This window comes from Alishewanella aestuarii B11 (assembly GCF_000280055.1).
Taxonomy (GTDB): Bacteria; Pseudomonadota; Gammaproteobacteria; order Enterobacterales; family Alteromonadaceae; genus Alishewanella; species Alishewanella aestuarii.
This window is the reverse complement of the sequence record NZ_ALAB01000024.1, coordinates 223,869-241,771: the sequence shown is the minus strand read 5'-3', so window position 1 is coordinate 241,771 and position 17,903 is coordinate 223,869. Positions and strand designations below refer to the sequence as shown.

The 17,903-nt window shown below is 48.1% G+C and carries 14 protein-coding genes; 9 read left to right on the top strand and 5 right to left on the bottom strand.

All coding sequences use genetic code 11. From position 1 onward, the window contains the following. Positions 1–92 precede the first annotated feature (92 nt). Positions 93–878 carry a PP2C family protein-serine/threonine phosphatase gene (locus AEST_RS09075; RefSeq protein WP_008608602.1) on the top strand — a complete coding sequence of 262 codons (786 nt, stop codon included), beginning with the start codon at positions 93–95 and terminating at the stop codon, positions 876–878. 78 nt (positions 879–956) lie between these two features. Here the strand turns inward: AEST_RS09075 and AEST_RS09070 are convergent, their stop codons facing one another. Beyond that, a complete protein-coding gene (locus AEST_RS09070; RefSeq protein WP_008608601.1) occupies positions 957–1,268 on the bottom strand; it encodes a hypothetical protein in 312 nt (103 codons plus the stop codon). A 101-nt stretch (positions 1,269–1,369) separates the two neighbouring features. After that, complete coding sequence (locus AEST_RS09065; protein WP_039925323.1) at positions 1,370–1,774, bottom strand: hypothetical protein; 405 nt, start codon at positions 1,772–1,774, stop codon at positions 1,370–1,372. A 212-nt stretch (positions 1,775–1,986) separates the two neighbouring features. On the opposite strand from AEST_RS09065, the gene AEST_RS09060 reads away from it, so the two are divergent. The 5 genes from AEST_RS09060 to AEST_RS09040 all read left to right on the top strand — a co-directional run bounded on the left by AEST_RS09060 (position 1,987) and on the right by AEST_RS09040 (position 6,597). Then, positions 1,987–2,196 (top strand): hypothetical protein, encoded by a 210-nt coding sequence (locus tag AEST_RS09060; RefSeq protein ID WP_238534582.1) that lies wholly within the window; start codon positions 1,987–1,989, stop codon positions 2,194–2,196. A gap of 54 nt (positions 2,197–2,250) precedes the next feature. Further along, positions 2,251–2,952: a hypothetical protein gene (locus AEST_RS09055; RefSeq protein WP_008608597.1), complete on the top strand. Its 702-nt coding sequence runs from the start codon at positions 2,251–2,253 to the stop codon at positions 2,950–2,952. Between the two features lie 54 nt (positions 2,953–3,006). Next, positions 3,007–4,044, top strand: a complete 1,038-nt coding sequence (locus tag AEST_RS09050) for a hypothetical protein (RefSeq protein WP_008608595.1) — start codon at positions 3,007–3,009, stop codon at positions 4,042–4,044. Between the two features lie 166 nt (positions 4,045–4,210). Then, on the top strand, positions 4,211–5,338 hold the full coding sequence (locus tag AEST_RS09045) for an ATP-binding protein (protein ID WP_008608593.1): 1,128 nt from the start codon (positions 4,211–4,213) through the stop codon (positions 5,336–5,338). Then, complete coding sequence (locus AEST_RS09040; RefSeq protein ID WP_008608592.1) at positions 5,335–6,597, top strand: vWA domain-containing protein; 1,263 nt, start codon at positions 5,335–5,337, stop codon at positions 6,595–6,597. Before AEST_RS09045 ends, AEST_RS09040 begins: the two co-directional genes overlap by 4 nt. 91 nt (positions 6,598–6,688) lie before the next feature. On the opposite strand, the gene AEST_RS09035 is transcribed toward AEST_RS09040, so the two are convergent. Next, complete coding sequence (locus AEST_RS09035) at positions 6,689–8,470, bottom strand: hypothetical protein (protein ID WP_008608591.1); 1,782 nt, start codon at positions 8,468–8,470, stop codon at positions 6,689–6,691. Between the two features lie 15 nt (positions 8,471–8,485). After that, on the bottom strand, positions 8,486–9,268 hold the full coding sequence (locus AEST_RS09030) for a metallophosphoesterase (RefSeq protein WP_008608590.1): 783 nt from the start codon (positions 9,266–9,268) through the stop codon (positions 8,486–8,488). A gap of 259 nt (positions 9,269–9,527) precedes the next feature. Here AEST_RS09030 and AEST_RS09025 point away from each other — a divergent pair, with 259 nt between their 5' ends. Further along, the gene (locus AEST_RS09025; protein WP_008608588.1) at positions 9,528–11,624 is read left to right on the top strand and encodes an AAA family ATPase; all 2,097 of its coding nucleotides are present in this window, start codon (positions 9,528–9,530) and stop codon (positions 11,622–11,624) included. A 24-nt stretch (positions 11,625–11,648) separates the two neighbouring features. Here the strand turns inward: AEST_RS09025 and AEST_RS09020 are convergent, their stop codons facing one another. After that, complete coding sequence (locus tag AEST_RS09020) at positions 11,649–12,662, bottom strand: helix-turn-helix transcriptional regulator (protein WP_008608587.1); 1,014 nt, start codon at positions 12,660–12,662, stop codon at positions 11,649–11,651. Positions 12,663–12,870: 208 nt separating this feature from the next. Here AEST_RS09020 and sbcD point away from each other — a divergent pair, with 208 nt between their 5' ends. Next, the gene (gene sbcD / locus AEST_RS09015) at positions 12,871–14,097 is read left to right on the top strand and encodes an exonuclease subunit SbcD (RefSeq protein WP_008608586.1); all 1,227 of its coding nucleotides are present in this window, start codon (positions 12,871–12,873) and stop codon (positions 14,095–14,097) included. Beyond that, positions 14,094–17,885: an SbcC/MukB-like Walker B domain-containing protein gene (locus AEST_RS09010; protein WP_008608584.1), complete on the top strand. Its 3,792-nt coding sequence runs from the start codon at positions 14,094–14,096 to the stop codon at positions 17,883–17,885. The genes sbcD and AEST_RS09010 overlap by 4 nt, the downstream gene beginning before the upstream one ends. Positions 17,886–17,903: the final 18 nt, after the last annotated feature.

Below are 17,903 nucleotides of genomic sequence, written 5' to 3'. Positions count from 1 at the left end.
ATATATGTCAGCGTTCTCATATGTTTCCATCGCGACACAATATGACGCAAATGTTCTATATGCTGGCAATTGGTCATGATAGGAGTCTGTTAATGCCTTACCAGCTGGCGATATTACAACTAAGTGGTTTTAACGCGACAGGTGCTAAATGGTCGCAGCAAGATGCTCTCGGCTATGCTGCTGCCGGTGAGGTGCCAATGCTACTGCAGCAAGATCAAGTTAATCAAGTGCTGGAGCTGCCATCGCCAAACAGTTTATTGCTGGCCGCTGATGGGGTATCTGCCAGCCCAGCAGCGGCTATAGCAAGCTCCAGCGTTGTTAAGTATTTGCTACAGCACTGGCCTGGTACAGGGTTTTCCAGTAGGCAGTTAAGTCTGGCCCAACAATATCTTGTCGATACGCTCGGCCGCAAACGGCAGAGTTTTGGGGCAGCAACTACCATAGCGGCATTGCATTTAAGCGCAGAGCGCTTTGTGGCAATTAATGCCGGTGATAGCCGTATTTGGCGTTTGCGAAATGGTCAGTTGCAACAACTGAGTGAGGATCATGACTGGCAGAATGATAGCGCAGAGCTAAAACAACAAACCGGCCTGGCTCAATGCTACCGGGCGTTAACCAGTTATCTGGCTGCCGATAGTGAGGCGGCTGATTTTACTGTTGCGGTATCAGATGGCGCCTTGCAAACCGGCGATCAATTTGTGCTCACCACAGACGGTGTGCATGACCTGGTTACACCAGAGGAGTTAGCTGAGATGTTTGCTGTTGCTGATAGCGCCACAGCGTTGCAACAACTGCAGAGCCTGATATTGGAGCGGGGCGCAACAGACAATGCTAGTTTATTGTGGCTGCGGCCGATGGCTAACGCTGGTGAGTGCTAATGTGCAGTGTGAGCTTTGTGGGTAGCTCAATTCTAATGGGGTATATGAACCCAGGCTGGGCTAAAGGTAAACAAAGCTTTATTTGTTTGGTGCGACCTTTAAATAGAATTGCGCCCTACGATCTTCGTTGCAGACTAACTGCGGTAGTAATAACAGGTTGCCCTGGCGCTCTAGCGGTAAAAAGGTACCTTGCATCATAAGCAATAAACGTGACTGAGCTTCATTGGGCAGCTGATCTGCAAGTTGTTGTAAAATTTGCGTGTTGTAAGCTGCGGTTAACACAAACCAGCTTAGTTCATCCTGGCCTTGGGTAAGTACGTAGTCTTCTTCAGCCGCTATAGTGGGCAGGAGTAAAAAGTTACTAATACGTTCCAGCTCAATTGTGACCATGACTTATCCTCGGTATCGTCTTTAGAAGCAGCATAACGTCGCAGCGCGGCAGAATGTGTCGAGGGTTGAGTTCCTGCCGCTCCAAAGGAGCCATATACTGACTAAAAATCCTCCATCAATGCATCCCAAAAGCCAGGTTCATCATGATGCTGGTTCTTCATCGCATGCTCTAAGGGTAGATAACAAAAAGTGACACCTTCGAATTTGCAGCTCCCATCCGGATACTCCAGAAAGCGGCTTAACTTTATAAAGTCTGGATCAGATTCATCAAAAGGAACATCGACATAGATTTGTCCTTTATAGGACGACAATTCATATTCACTGGCAACATCACCGCAGGGGACATGATTGATGTGGTTCTTATCGAGCCAGTCGATAATGTCTTGCCGACTTTTCCAAGAGGACCAATCGGGGGTTGTAAAAGCCTGACTGTTAAAAGTGAGGTAGAGCACGTCTCGTTGTTTTTCTCGACAAATTTTATCAATGTATTGAATATGTTGTGGCATTTTAAATTGCTTCCCTTCAGGTTAATCCGCGCAGCCTAACGACTAAAAACGATCGAGTCAAAACGGATATGCTTGTTTTGCATACACTGTATGTTGAAACAGTATGGTGTAAATGTAAATACCGGATTAGGATTGCCGTCAATAATTAAACATTAACCTATCCTTAAGTTAACTTTGTTTTTGGCTTCGCCCTATCTCATACGAGGAAATTTATGTCTCGAACGATGTTACGTGACGGTGCCGGGCGGGTATACGCCTTTATCAATACTGAGCCAAATGGCGATCAAACTATTCGACTAGCCGATGGCGTGCCGATTGGTCGATACTATAAAGGTATGGATATGACCATGGATTTACGCAGTGGTCGTCAAATCGCAAAAGGGAATGCCTTGATGGCGTTAGTGCCGCCACCGGTGTACTGATGCGTCACTATGTTTATGTTTCAAAGAACTGAAATCTGTAATTAAGGATAATTAATGAAAGAAGCGGTATCTGCAATTCTAGGTTTTTACGAGGAAGTTCAACCTCGACTTCAGCATGAATATACCTGGAAAATTCCCGTTGTTGACGGGTTTTCTTCCACTCCACTGTCGGGTTATGACGCCAATGTTGAACTGAAAAAATTCTTAAACAAGGAATGGAAAAGTGCAGACTTTGAGAAGAAAAAAGAATTGGCGAGGTTTGTGGTGGCCGATTGGGGCGGCGTCAGAGCAAACAAAGTTGAAACACTTGATAGATACGTAACACAGGCAGATCTCCAGAGACCGATTACGCCTCTGCAGGGAGTTGCAAGTTATTCAAAGATTTTTGCGATCGCAGCGCCAGAGCAATACGCTATCTACGATGCCAGAGTGGCAGCTTGCTTAAATGCCTCTCAATTCTTAAACGGTGTCCGGCGAGGACTTACGTTTAACTATGTTTCTGGCCGAAATAATATTATCGGGCATGCAACAAAAAAACAGGGATTTGTGTTTCACCCATCTTTCAAGTCAAATGCTTTACATACTGTTGGATGGGATGCCATTCCAAAAAATGAAACCTACCAAACTTACTTAACCTTGCTAAACAGCTGTTCTAAAGCGTTATCAAATATTCCTCTTTATGCTCTTGAAATGTGTTTATTCGCATTTGCCGAAGAACAATGTAATAAAGCGCTTGCTAAGTTCGCCAGCAGTTAAAACTGTGCCAGCACAATCTGAACATATTAATCAAGGTTTACCAGGGGGAGTGGGATGTGGTTTGAAGAGCTAACCGGTTTTATTGAACAGGATGCATCACAGGTACATCAACAGATTGCAATACAAGGCGACAAGCTATTGTTTAAAAACTCGGGTAAGGTGGTGCAAGCAGGGACACTTAGTACCCCATCGTTAGCGGAGTTAAACGAACAGGCGCAGTTGGTTTTGCATACCGATGCAGTGGTAACCGGCGTTTTGTCGCTGGAAGAAGTGGTAGCGGATGTACAAGAATTGCATGCCAACCCAGATAATGCCGGTGCTTTATTCCAGGTTGCATCGCAGTTTAATCTACTAGAGATGGTCTCACCAGATGTAACGCCGGAGCAGGGTGTTACCCGCTATCAAAACGACAAAACACAGGGGCCTGCCTGTGCCATTGCCTGCGGCGCGGGGTTAATATACCGCAATTACTTTGTACCAGTTGGCGAACAGCTGGGTCAAACAGCCAATAAGCAGCTTAATATGCTTGCTTCGCTGGAGCAGGCATTGGTGCGTTACTTCAGTCAACTGGCAGCAACGGACTATGCAAATATTACGTCACCCTGGGTAATGCAAAATGGGTATGCACTGCCAAGTAAACAGCAACTTATTCTGATCAATAAGGTGCTTGCAGGGCTAAACCCAACGGAATATCAGCAGTTAAAAGAGCTGGTTTGCATAGGGCTGCAATATGATACTCAGGTAACGATAAAGCAGGCATCACATTTGGTTACTCAAGCCTATTGCTCTGCAATGCCTGTGGCTTATAGCTACCACTCCAATGATTTATGGCAGCCATTGGCAAGCTTAATTCTGGAAGCTGCCTATGAAGCAACCTTTGCGGCAGCGGTTGTGAATGCAAAGCGCACCGGCAATAAACGGCTGTATTTAACGCTGTTAGGCGGAGGCGCCTTTGGTAACCAACCGCAGTGGATCTTAAATGCGATTAAACAAGCCTGTACTCGTTATAAAGATTACGCCTTAGAGGTAAAAATTGTGAGCTACCGGTATTCAAACCCGCAGCTTGCGGCGTTGCTCTCGTCATTAACCTAGTTCGCGCAGTAAGCCAGTGCTTGAATGCCTTTGCCTAAGGTAAAGCCTGGCTGCTTATACATCATTTTTCACTCTTATCTCATTGATTTTTCAACTTCGGTAATGGCGCGACATATCTTGTCGCGACACTGCCTTATGCTGGGTTATCTACTAGTCAGAGGTGTCTATGTCCGCAAATCGCCAGATCTTAACCACCCCAAAAGAGCTACAACAATTTCTATCGCTTCAACTTAAGTTGCTGGAAAACGCTGAGCATGCATCGCTGGTCGCGCCGGTGATGCTATGGGGCCCACCAGGTGTGGGTAAAAGCACTATCGTTCGTGAGCTGTGCAAAAAACAGGGGATTGGTTTTATCGATATCCGGCTTGCACAGCGTGAGCCGGTGGATATTCGTGGTTTACCGGTAGTGCGCGGTAATCAGGTTGACTGGTTACTCAGTGGCGAATGGCCACGCGATCCGAACAGCCGTGGCATTATTTTGTTTGATGAAATCACTGCGGCCGATCGCAGCCTGCAAGTTGCAGCTTATGAGATTATTCTCGATCGGCGGCTGGGTGATCTTTACCAATTACCCCCTGGCTGGTTGGTATTAGCGGCTGGGAATCGCAGTGGCGATCGCGCAGTGGCCTATACCATGTCTAGCGCCTTAGCGAACCGGTTTTGCCATTTGGAGCTTAAAGCTGACTTAAACAGCTGGACGCTGTGGGCACGCAATCATGAACTCGACGATGGCCTGATTGCCTTTTTACGTTATCAACCACAATGTTTTTTTGATATGGAAACCGATGTTGAGCGGGGTTGGCCCAGCCCGCGCAGTTGGGAGAAAGTATCGTTTTATCTCAAGCAGCGTGAGCAATTAGGCGAAAGCCTGCTGCAAAAAATACTCTGTGGTTTAGTGGGGCCGGGGGCGGCTTATCAGTTAATCGCCTTTTTAAAATCACGCTCTGAGATGCCAGATATTGATTTAATGCTTAACGGCAAAGTGCCTATAGAGATCCCAGAGCGGCCAGATATGCTTTTTGCTTTCTGCTCAGCGTTAAGTCATCAGCTTTGGCGGCAAGATACCATGTTAGACACCCGAATCGGACGTTTTCTGGATATTGGCGTTGCCATGAGCGCCGATTTCGCGACCTTGGCATTAGTAGATTGTTTACAGCATCCAAAAGAGAGTGAAGTGCAAAGAAGAACCGAATTACTGCTGGGGCATAGCAAGTTTAGCCAGTGGTCTGATAAACACGGCCAGCACGTTAATTTGGGTAAAGGGGCTAACCTGGCCGAGGATGCACCAATATGACAGCGCCGCTCAGTATTCATTGCCGCTATCCTAATGCGCTGGAACTGCGGGATAAACAGCAGATGCAAGAAGAGTTAACGCAACTGCGATCGGATATGTTGCTGAGCCAGCCTTTTGTGGCGGTGCTGGCCATGCGTTTAAACATGGTGGTGGTGGTGGATGATCGGCTGCCCACCGCCTGCACCGACAGCCAGCATATCTTTTTTAACCTGGATTTTATGCGTAAATGCAGTGCGCCACAGCGCCGTTTCGTTATCGCACATGAGGTGTGGCATTGCGTAATGGGGCATTTTCTACGCCAGCAACAGCGTGATCAACAGCGGTGGAATTTCGCCTGTGATTATGAAATTAATGGCATCCTGAGCTACTTTTTTAAACGTGATGATCTGCCCAATAATATTTTGTTTGATCAGAATTATCGGGGTAAATCTGCCGAGCAAATTTACACCTTGTTGGGTAAATTACCGGACAACGAGTGGACAGAAACCTACTATCAGCCTGGTAATCGATTACCCGCTGGCGGAGCACAGTTTGACCAACATCAACCTGACCTCAGTATGCCAGATTTAGAGGAATTTAAGATCGACCCCGATTTTCGACCACAAAGCCCCGCTGAAATGGATGTTGAACGTTGGCGCGAATTTACCGCTGCAGCGGGACAAGTCACTGGGATTACTGCAGGTAGCTTCGGGGCAGATGTGCAACAGGTAATAAAAAATGCGCTGAAACCACAACTGAATTGGCCTACCTTATTGCAACGTTTTATTCAGCGCACCATAAGTGGCAGTTATCAATGGCATAAACCGGCCCGACGCTATCTGGCCCAGGGTTTATATTTGCCAGGCAGGCAAGGGCAGTGTCTGCGGTTGACACTCGCCATTGATACCAGTGGTAGCACCTTACAAGACTTACCAAAGTTTTTAGCCGAGCTTACTGCCATCTTACAGGGTTTTGAACAGGTACAATTGCAGGTGATAAGCTGCGATGCCAGCATTACCGATGTTAGTTTTTATGACAAATCTGATCTGCCGGCGCTAACAAAGTGGCAAGCAAAGGGGTTGGGTGGCACCAGCTTTACTCCGGTATTTCATTATATCGCTGACGAGCCGGACCATGTGGGCATACCCAATGCGCTGATATTTTTTACAGATGGTTATGGCAATGCGCCAGTCGAGGCACCTGCATATCCGGTCATTTGGGTGCTAAGCCCTAATGGCGAGCCGCCGGTAAAGTGGGGCGAAGTGCTGCATCTTCAATAAGCCGGATAGAATAGTGGAATACACGATTATGGTTAAACCTTAAGCCAAAAACGCCAGCATTATAACGATAGCTGGCGTTTTGATTAAGTGATTAAGCAGATTTTGCCAGTGCCGCCTTGGTATACCATACCTTTACACTGTCATAGGAAACGTCTGCAAATCTTGTGATAAAGGGTAATTTACTGTCATAGGCCATGGCTAAAAGCTTAGGCCGAACATATTCCGGAAACACCCGCATGGCAGCAGGTAAAATGCCGCTAAGCAATTTAGGTGATACGCTTTGCAGCAAAAATTGGAACAGCTCTTTAAGCAGCTGTTGCTGGTCAGCGTTATCGGCTTCTGCTGTTGCGCTAAGCTGTTTAAAATAATGACATAACCGTTTTAACCCGGGTACTAAGTTTTCATTCAAATTTAACCAGGTATTAGTTTGTGCCAGTTTTTTCTGCGTCATTACCGCCAGAAAATCCAACTTCTCGTCCAACAACAGATGGACAGCCTCACTACTTAGCATGGTACACAGGGTAAAAAAAGCCACCGGCTCGCTGGTTAATGCCGTCTGTACCATCAAGGGCATAAAATCGTCTGCTTCTGGCAAGCCGTTACGCTTTGCTTTAAGCCAAAACAAAAAATCAGCCTCATAACTTTCAAAAACACGATCCACCTTAATATTCCAGCGCCAGTTTGATAGCTTAATGCCCGTTGGCTCTTGCCGGAAATGTACCTGGCGACGTTGGTTTTTAAGATGCAAGACCGCCCTGAGTTCCCATAATTTCTCAATATCGTAGTCAAGCTCGGCTAAGGCTTGTAATAGCATAATGGCATGGCCAACATTGTAGGGCTTGTATTGACGAAGAGCCTGTTGCAGCAATGCCTCAACCAACTCCTGATCCATATGCTCAGTCAGTTTTTGTAGGGTGTCACGAATCATGCCCTCGTTAATAGAAAAACTGGACTGATCCAGTAATTCCGGGGCAAAGATGCCGTTGGTAAAAATTAACGGCGAGCCAACGGCTAACCGTTGCAGGTTAGGGCAATCGGTGACATGAAGTTGATCAATTTGCACGGCAGCTAATTCAGTTAGCGCGCAACGGCGTAGTTTAACGCTTTGCCAGCGGCCGGAAAGAGCAACACTGCCATGCGCTGCATCAGTTAACTGCGCTTCCTCAGCGCTAAAATCAGCAGGCGCAGTGAGCTGACTAAATTGTGGGCACTGTTGTAGTTGCAGGCGTGCCAAACCCGGTTCTAATACCGCAATAGTGCGCAAGCCTATCGCCCGTTGCACAACAAGATGTTTTACCTGACTAACCGTTAGGCAATCGATCCCTGCAATATCGGTAAACAGCAGATGATCAATATTAGCAAAAGTAGGCACAACCGCTTGTTGATAGCCCCCGTAACACACCACCAAGCTATGGTCTGGCAATTCCTGCAAGGCAGAAAAATCGCTTACCGTCATTTGGCTTAAATCAAAAAAGACTACTTCATGAAACAAGGCCGCTTTAATCTGCGGGGTGAGCGTAAGCAGCTCGTTATCCTGCAGCCAGCACATATCCAGATGCGCTAATGGGGCTTCGATGGATAAGCCATGTGGAAAATTCGGTAAATCAAGATGCACCACCCAACGATTCTCGTTATGTCCACTGAGTTGCATAGTTTTTAACGCAGTTGCACCCTGTACCCGTACGTGCCGCTCGGCAGGCTCAGGGCAATGCAACGCTAATGTTTGCAATGCGCTAACCTGATAAAGGTCTAAATGTTTAAGCTCGCGCTGCTGAATATACACTTGCTCCACCAAATTATCGGTTAAGCAACTGCTGTAATCTTGGTTTAACGGTAAAGGCGAGGTATCGCTAAAATGCTTAATAATCGTCATAGCGTATTCCCATTATTAAGCAAGGTTAGCGGTAGCTGCATTAAAACCAGCTAGCAGCTCAGGTAAGCTTATTACCGTTAGCCGGTGGGTATAGTATGCCCCGGTATCAATATAGACGCGGTTGCAAATATATTCTGGGGTTCTTACCACCACATGGCCGGATACCACGTAATCGATATTGGATACGCGTAACCTTGCTAAGTCATTTAATTGTTTAGCTTTTAAGATCCCACGACCAGAAAGTAAGCATCGTTGCCAACGCGGCTCGCCAGCCGCATTTTTCTCAGTTTGGTTACTCAACTCGGTATCATTTGCTAAATTGCGTAAACGCTGCCAGCAATTATCTGGCACATCGCCATGTACCACACCGATACGTAGATCTGAGGTGATAAGTTCCAGCGCCAATGGCTCAGCTGCCAAGTGGTGTAATTTTGTAAGCACGGTATTGGCTTCATCGCGGTTAAAGGCTTTTAGGCGGTCAAACCAGTCGCCATCATTCTGCATCCAGTAATTGTAATCACCCACTGGATAATGGTCGTGGTTACCCGTTACCATTGCAATGTATTTTCTTTCTAAGCCTTCCAAAACAAAATCAACTACTTGCGGGCAATAGTCGCCACGGTCAATTAAATCACCTACCAGCACCAGCAGATCGCTGCTTGGGTCAAACTGACGCGTATGTAATGCCTGTTCAAGCAAGTCAAAACGGCCATGAATATCACCGCAGAAGTAAATATTGCGGTAGTGTTCAACATTGAGCACTTTGAGTTTGGGTACGGATGGCATCGGTTCTGGCATCGGCATTTCTCCTGGCGGGCGATTTCGTAGCAACTCCCAAGTGTAAAGTGTGCCTGCGACAAGATGTGTCGAGCTTAGTTAGGTTGTGGCATAAAAGCTTATCTTAAAGCAACGTAATACAGTCAACGTTATGCGGGAAACCGGACAAAGGTGCCGCCAGTTTAAAAAACACAACAAAAAGCTCATCGCTAATTTTTACTCGACGCAATTTGTCGCAGCTACCCGGCATACTGGTTCTCCATTACAGAGGAGTGCCACTATGCCGATAGCAAAGCGTAAACCACGTCGTCACCAGCCAGAGTTAGATGCAGCAGCCAATTTTGAGCATCTGCCGATTGGCTTGTTGTGGAACTATCGTTTAGTTCTGGAGTGTAATGTACTCAGCCGGTTCTTTGATCAGGATGGCGAGCTGGACCGCGAAGATGCACAAAGCGTAGGCATTCCGGATCAGGCGATGGAGTTTGATCGAGCCCAGATGCAGCGCTATCTAAAGCAGCAAATCAAAGTACTGGAGCGGCAGGTTGAACAGGGCGTTCCGTTGTCATTACGCAGTAATGCGCAACAACTCGCGCAGTTGGTTGGTTTAAACGACACTGAGCAACAGGTGCTGATCTTTGTGGCGTTGGTCAAGACCGAGCAAATCGTTAACAACCTCTGCGAGATGATTCGGGTTAAGCATCTGAGTAGCCTGTGTAAGCTGGTAGCGAAGGCGCTAAATTTACCGCTAGCTGATATCAAAATGGCCTTAAGCGATAAATCAGCCTTACTTACCACCGGCATATTAGAGCTGGAAATTCACAGTTTTGGTAACACCATTGCCGATTGCTTTGACTTTCTGAGTCAGAAATTCAGTGAATTACTGCTATCTGACAACGCCGAACCGACGGCGTTTTTTAAAGAAATTATTCAGCAAGCGCCGGCATCTACTCTTAAGCTTGAGCATTTTGCCCATGTGCAACAAGACTTGGATATCTTATTACCTTATTTGCAGCACAGCGTAGCGACCAGCAAAGCCGGGGTGAATATCCTGCTGTATGGTCAACCTGGCACCGGTAAAACCGAACTGTCGCGGTTATTGGCACAGCAACTCAATGTCACTTTACATGAAGTAAGTTGCCAGTGTGATGATGGCGATGCCATCGCCGGTAATGCCAGAATGCGCGCATACCGCTTGGCACAGCGTTGTTTGGCCAATACCCAAAGCCTGTTGCTATTTGATGAGGTAGAGGATGTGTTTATCCAAAATCCGTTTGCCCGTCAGTCTGAGCAGCGTAAAGGCTGGTTAAACCGGATGCTGGAGCAAAACCCGGTTCCGACCTTATGGTTAACCAACAATCATCAGATTATTGATCCGGCCTTTATCCGCCGCTTTGATCTGGTTATTGAAATGCCAGTACCACCACAAGCACAACGCGCTGAGTTTTTGCATCAGGCTGCAGGTGGCATCTTAACGCCTAATGCTGCCATGCAGCTGGCGGCACACCCAAGGCTAACGCCAGCAGTAATCGATCGTGCCAGTAAAGTGGTACAAAGCATTCAGCTTGATACTGATAAGTATGATAAAGCGACGCTACTGCAGCGCGTGATGCAGCAAACCTTATCCGCGCAGGGGCATCAGCTACCCTTTGCTAAGGGCCAGGAATTAGGTGATGTGTACGATCCAGGCTTAATTAATACTGAAGCGAATTTGAGCGTGATTGTTGAGGGTTTAAAGATGCAGGGCTCTGGCCGCTTATGTTTGTATGGCCCACCGGGTACCGGTAAAACTGCCTTTGCGCATTATCTGGCCAAACAACTGGCTAAGCCGTTAATTATTAAACGCGCCTCGGATCTGTTAAGCCCCTATCTTGGTGAAACAGAAATGGCGGTGGCGGCAGCTTTTAATCAGGCGGCAAAGCAGCAGGCTATTTTGCTTATTGATGAAGTGGATAGTTTTTTACAGGATCGCAGTAAGGCACGGCAAAGCTGGGAGGTGAGTATGGTTAATGAGTTACTCACACAGCTTGAACGCTTTGACGGACTCTTTATTGCCAGCACTAACCTGATGCACAATTTAGATCAGGCGGCACTGCGGCGCTTTGATCTAAAAGCCTGCTTTAGTTACTTAAAACCGGCACAGGCGCAGCAGTTATTGCAGGCTCATTGCCAGCAATTAGGCTTAAATGTTTGTGATACAAGCTTGCAACGTGTCGCTAGCAGCAGCGTGTTAACCCCTGGTGACTTTAATGCAATACGCCGGCAGGCACGGTTTCAGCCATTTGCCAGTGCGCAACAGTTTGTAACAGCACTCTTGACCGATGTGGCGTTAAAAACTCAGCACCAGACTGAAAGCAAAGGGATAGGTTTTTTGCAATAACCAGATTAACTCAGGCAAGGACGCCTAATCCTCAGCGTAAAGCGCTGCGGCGCCGCGGATTTTATCCACAATTGCCTGCCTAAGCTCGGGTGGAGATAGCACCTGAATAGCCAAAGAGTGGGATAAAATCCACCACTGCAACTGCCAGCCATCAATAACGCTGGCGCTAAGTTCAAACCAGCCGTCGGCAGCTGGGGTAAGCTTCATATCTTCTGCTAACGGCGCTTCATACAGAATCTTGGCCAGATGCGGGTTAACCCGGGCCACTAACTGAATGGCTTTACCACTGCCAAACTGCAAAGCGCCTGCGTTAATATACTGCGCCAGTGAAAAGCCATCAGGTATTTTTATTGCCGTATCGGTTAGTGTTAAGGCATTAAAGCGATGCAAAGCAAATAAACGCTGGTCGCTATAGTCACCAACGGTCGCCACCAGATAGGTAATATGGCCGCGTTGTACCAACCCCAGCGGGTTAATCTGATACTCTTTTTGTACCTGATCGTGGATTGCCGTATACACCGCAGCCAATTGTTTGCCCTCGGTCATCGCCTGTTGCACCGCTTCGTAATGCTCAGCCGGCGTTGCAGGTGGCGTTAAGGGTAAAGCGGGTGAGACCACGGCAATTTTATCTGCCAACAAGCCTTTGCTGTTGCTGCCATCCAACGCATCAATTTTGCGTTTAGCCAAAGCAAAGCGATCTTTTAAGCCTTGCAGCATAGTATCTGGCAGGATAGTTTTTAAAGTGCCTTCAACCAGCTGTAACATCATCGCATCAGCAACGCTTACGCCAGGGATATGGCTGGTTTTATCCTCCATCCAGCGCCAATACTGGGCATTGCCTTCTTTATTACAATAAATGGGAAAGGGGATCGACAAATCAATCAGATCTCTATCCACTGTGCGGCGGGTCACCTCAAAACCAGCGGCAGCCAGTTTGTTATGAATATCGCTAACACTAATCCCGTTTCCTTGCGAGGGGATCATCTTTAGCACTTCCCACTGGCGGCTTATCGAGGCGTTATTTTTATTTGATGGCATCGCTGACTCCTTGCAAATCCACTTTGCCGTCATCTTAATGGCTGACTTAACAAATGAAAAGACTAAAATATCCCTAAAATCAGCACTTAACCATCTTGTTATCCGGTAGTATCTGCATAACGTTTTAGCTAAACCACATTTTGCTCGTCACATTTTGTCGTAGGCCTATTTTAGACTCACCAGTGATTAACCGCACAGGAACTGCAGCATGAAAATCCTCCATACTTCCGACTGGCATTTAGGCCAGAATTTTTACACCAAAAGCCGCAAAGCGGAGCATCAGGCATTTTTAGACTGGCTACTGCAGCAGATTACCGCACAGCAAATTGATGCGGTTATTGTGGCCGGGGATATTTTTGATACCGCTACACCGCCCAGTTATGCCCGTGAGATGTATAACCAGTTTGTGGTAGATATGCATAAAGCCGGTTGTAATTTAATAGTGCTGGGTGGCAATCATGACTCTGTTTCAGTGCTTAACGAAACCAAATCGCTATTAAAGCAACTGAATGCCTATGTTGTCGCCAATACCAGTGAAGATGCGGCAGAGCAGGTGATCCCGCTTTGTAACCGTGCCGGCGAAGTGGGCGCGATCCTCTGTGCCGTGCCCTTTATTCGGGCCCGCGATATACTGGAAAGTAACGCCGGTGACAGCGCCGATGCAAAGCGCGAGGCCCTGGCCTTGGCGATCAAACAGCATTATCAGCGGCTTTACGAAGAAGCACAGCAACAACAGGCCGCACTACCCAATTGGGTACCGATTATTGCCACTGGTCATCTGGCTGCCGTGGGGGTGACAGCTTCCGAAAGTGTACGCGAAATCTATATCGGCACCTTAAATGGCTTGCAAGCCGACACCTTTCCGCCAGCAGACTATATTGCGCTTGGCCATATTCACCGGCCACAGCTGGTAAGTAAAAATCGACCCATTTACTATTCGGGTTCACCCATTGCGCTAAGCTTCGATGAGCTTTCGCATAAAAAACAAGTCAATGTGCTGGAATTTACTACCAATAAAACACTGCAGCTGGACTTACTTGAAGTGCCGACATTTCAGCCTTTAGCCGTGTTAAAAGGCGATCTGATGGCATTAGAACAGTCCTTGCAGCAGTATGCTGACCATAGCGGCGTGGCAGTTTGGCTCAGCATTGAAGTAACAGGGCAGGACTTTTTAAGTGATATCCAGCAAAAGATCCAGCAACTTACACAAGACCTACCCGTAGAGGTACTGCAAGTTAAACGCAGCCGCAAGAACGTGCAGACTGACACCACTAAAACGGCCGAGCGCACCTTAACTGAGCTTACTCCAGAAGAAGTATTTGCCAAACGCCTGGCACAGCAAGATTTTACCAAGGATCCACAGCAGCCAGAGCGCTTAACCCTGCATTTTGCGCAAACCCTTGCCAGCTTGCACGAACAGGAGGCTAACGTATGAAGATTTTAACCCTACGCCTGAAAAACCTGAACTCGTTAAAAGGTGAGTGGAAAATCGACTTTACTGCCGCGCCCTTTGCCGACAGTGGCCTGTTTGCGATCACCGGGCCAACCGGGGCCGGTAAAACCACTTTATTAGATGCGATCTGCCTCGCGCTCTATCACGAAACGCCGCGCCTGGGCGCCATTAATAATAACAATAATGAAATTATGAGCCGCGGTACCGCCGAGTGTTTGGCAGAAGTGGAATTTGAAGTAAAAGGTATCGCTTATCGCGCGTTTTGGAGCATGCGTCGTGCCAGAAATAATGTGGACGGGCAGCTGCAGGCGGCTGCAGTAGAATTAGCGGAAGTTGCCACCGGTAAAGTGCTGGCCAATCAGATTAAGCCCAAATTAGATGAAGTGGAGCGTTTAACCGGGCTGGATTTTGGCCGCTTTACAAAATCCATGTTGTTATCGCAAGGTGCTTTTGCTGCATTCTTAAATGCCAGTGAAGCAGAGCGCGCCGGGTTATTAGAGCAGCTAACTGGTACTGAAATTTATGGTTTTATTTCACAGCGGGTGTACGAGCGTTACACAGCAGCTAAACAACAGCTGCAAGCCTTGCAGCAACAAGCCCAGCATATTGAACTGTTAAGTGAAGCACAGCAGCAGGAACTGCAGGATGCCCGCCAAGCCTTAATCACTGCCAACCAGCAAGCAGAGCAACAACTCAAAGCGCTGCAACAACAACTTAATTGGTATCAGCAGCAACAAGAGCTGCTTAGTCAGCAAGCAAGTGCCCGGCAGCAAGTGACTGAGGCACTGCAAGCAGAGCGGGCAGCTGCAGCGGATCTAAACCGCCTAAGTTTAAGCGAGCCCGCAGAAATACTGCGTACGCCCTGGCATTTATTGCAGCAGGCAGAGCAACAACTTGCCGCCTTACAAGCCGAAGCCAGCCAATTAATCGCGCAGCAGCAAAAGCTAGGCGAAAATGTTGCCCAGGCACAACAGGCGCAACAGCAAGCTGAGCAGCAATTTAACCAAGTGCGCCAGGCACAGCACCAGCATGATCTGCTGATTATGGATAAGGTATTGCCGCTGGATAGCCAGATCCAAGCTATGAATGAGCAGCTTAAGCAAACGCAGCGGCATCAGCAGCAAAGCCAGCAGCAGCTATCTGAGTTAACTTTAGACCATAGTCGTTTAAGTCAGGCGTTATCCGTTACCCAGCAACAGCTGCAAAGCACACAGCGATTTTTAGCCGAACAGCAGCACGATGGTGCTTTAGTAAGCCTGTTACCGGCCTGGCAGCAACAGCAGCAGTATTTGCAGCAGCAACAGCATGATATTCAAGCCGTAAAAGCACAGTTGCCAACGCTGGAGCAGCAAATTAACCAACAACAGCATCAACATACTGCTTTAACTACCCAAGCTCAGCAAGCGTCAACAGAGCTTAGTCAGGCCCAGCAAGCGGCTGAGCAGGCTAGTCAGCAGCTGTCTGCGCTGCACCAAGAAGGCGATTTAACTCAGATCCGAGAGCGGCTAAAGCAACAGCAAACCTGGCTTGATGCAGTAAAATATGCACAAAGCACTCAGCAGGCTTATGGCCAACTTGCGCAGCAGCAAAACGGCTATCAGCGACAAGCCCAGGATTATCAGAAGCAAGCTGAGCAATTAGTGACCCAGCAAGCGGCATTAACTGCTCAGGGAGATCTGGCCAAGCAGCTTGTTCATAGCCTCGGGCAAACTATTGATACAGAAAGCCAGCTGGCCAGCTATCGGCAACAACTCTGTGACGGAGAAGCCTGCCCACTGTGCGGCGCCACTGAGCATCCAATGCGAGCACACAGTATTGCGGTACCGGAAATTATTCAGCAGCAAGCGCAGGCCAAAGCACAGTTAGACAGCCTGACAGGCCAGTTACACGCCACCACGCTGAATATTGCTAAACTTGAACAGCAGCAAAGCTTATTAGTAGCAAGCGAGCAGCAAGCTCAGGAAAAAATCGCTGAGCTCTATCAACAATTTAGTAGCTGGTGCCTGAATTTACCGGCAGCGCTGCTGGCGTTCTGGCAAGCAGCGATTGCAGGCAAGGGACAGCATGTCGTTTCGGAGACTGCCTTAATACTGCAGCAGTTAGCCAAAGCAGACGAGCAGGGCGCCCGGGCGCTTGTGCCACAACCCGAGTTAATGACCGCGCTTAATACAGCGCTGCAGCAGGCCATCGAATTGGATAACGCACATTTAACGCAGCTATTGCAGGCACAGCAACAGCTAGCTCAGGCGCAGGCGGCGTTAAACACTAAGCAGCAAACCCATACGGCGCTGACGAATCAACTGGCATTAGTTGCGCAGCAACAGCACAGCACCCAAGCTGAGTTAAGCCGGCTGCAGCAACAGCTTAGTAAGTTAGAGCAACAAAGTGCGGCAGCCTTAACGGCACTTGTGCAAGATATCATGCAGCAAGGCTTTAGCCTAAACAACACCCTAAGCCTGCCGGAGCTGGCCAGTTGGCTAGCACAAAAAACACAAGATTTAACGCGCTATCAGCAATACCAGCAGCAAGGACAAAAACTCTCGCAGCAGCTTGCCGAACAGCAGAATCAGGTGGCTGGCCTGAGCGCACAACAGCAAGCCGCAGAGCAAAACGCGGCAAACCTGGCACAAGAGCTTAGCCGCTTAACAGAAAGCCTGACTAACCTAACTGCCGAGCGACAGGCACTTTACGGTAATAAGGTGGTAAAAGACGAAACGCAGGCCTTTACCGTGCGCGTACAACAGGCCGAGCAGCACCTGTCTCATGCTCAGCAGCTGTTACGCCAGGCCGAGCAGGCGCAGCAACAAAACCAAACGGCGATGGCGCTTAATCGAAGTAAAACCGCCGAGCAGCAAACCAGGCTTGCTGAACAAAGACAAGCATGGCTACAACAACGTGAAGCACAGCAGTTTAGCAGTAATGAGGCCTTTTTAGCGGCGTTATTGCCAGCAGAGGAGCGTAGCCGCTTAACGCAGCTAAAACAGCAGCTCTCTGAAGCAAAAACCACCGCACAAACGCTACTGTCGCAGGCCAGCAGCAAGCTTGCGGCGCTAATGGCTCATGCTGAGGCCGCAAACTGGCAGCAGCAAGTAACGGATGAGGTGGCGCAGCAGCACAATAACCTGCAACAACAGCGCGAACAGAAATTGCAGCGCCTGGGCGAAATGCAACAACAGCTTCAGGAAGATGCGAAGCGCCGGCAACAACATGCGGCACTGCTCACCGAGATCACCAAAGCAGAGTTGGCCTTTGGTGACTATGACGCGATGAATGACTTAATCGGTTCCGCCAAAGGCGATAAATTTCGTAAATTTGCCCAGGGTTTAACGCTGGATAACCTGATTTATTTAGCCAATAAACAGCTGGAGCGCTTACACGGGCGCTATGCGCTAAGTCGCAAAAATGCCGAAGGTTTAGAGTTATCAGTATTGGATACCTGGCAGGCCGATACGATACGCGATACCAAAACGCTATCGGGCGGTGAGAGCTTTTTGGTGAGCTTAGCCTTAGCACTGGCGTTATCTGATTTAGTGAGCCATAAAACCAGTATCGATTCGCTGTTTTTAGACGAAGGCTTTGGCACCCTGGATGCGGAAACTCTGGATATCGCCCTCGACGCGTTGGATAACTTAAATGCTACCGGTAAAACGATAGGGGTAATAAGCCATATCGAAGCCATGAAAGAGCGTATTCCGGTGCAACTTAAAGTCACCAAAAAAAGCGGCTTAGGCATCAGTGAGCTTAACAAAGAGTTTCGGGTAGAGGCATAAAGCGAAACGTAGAAACCG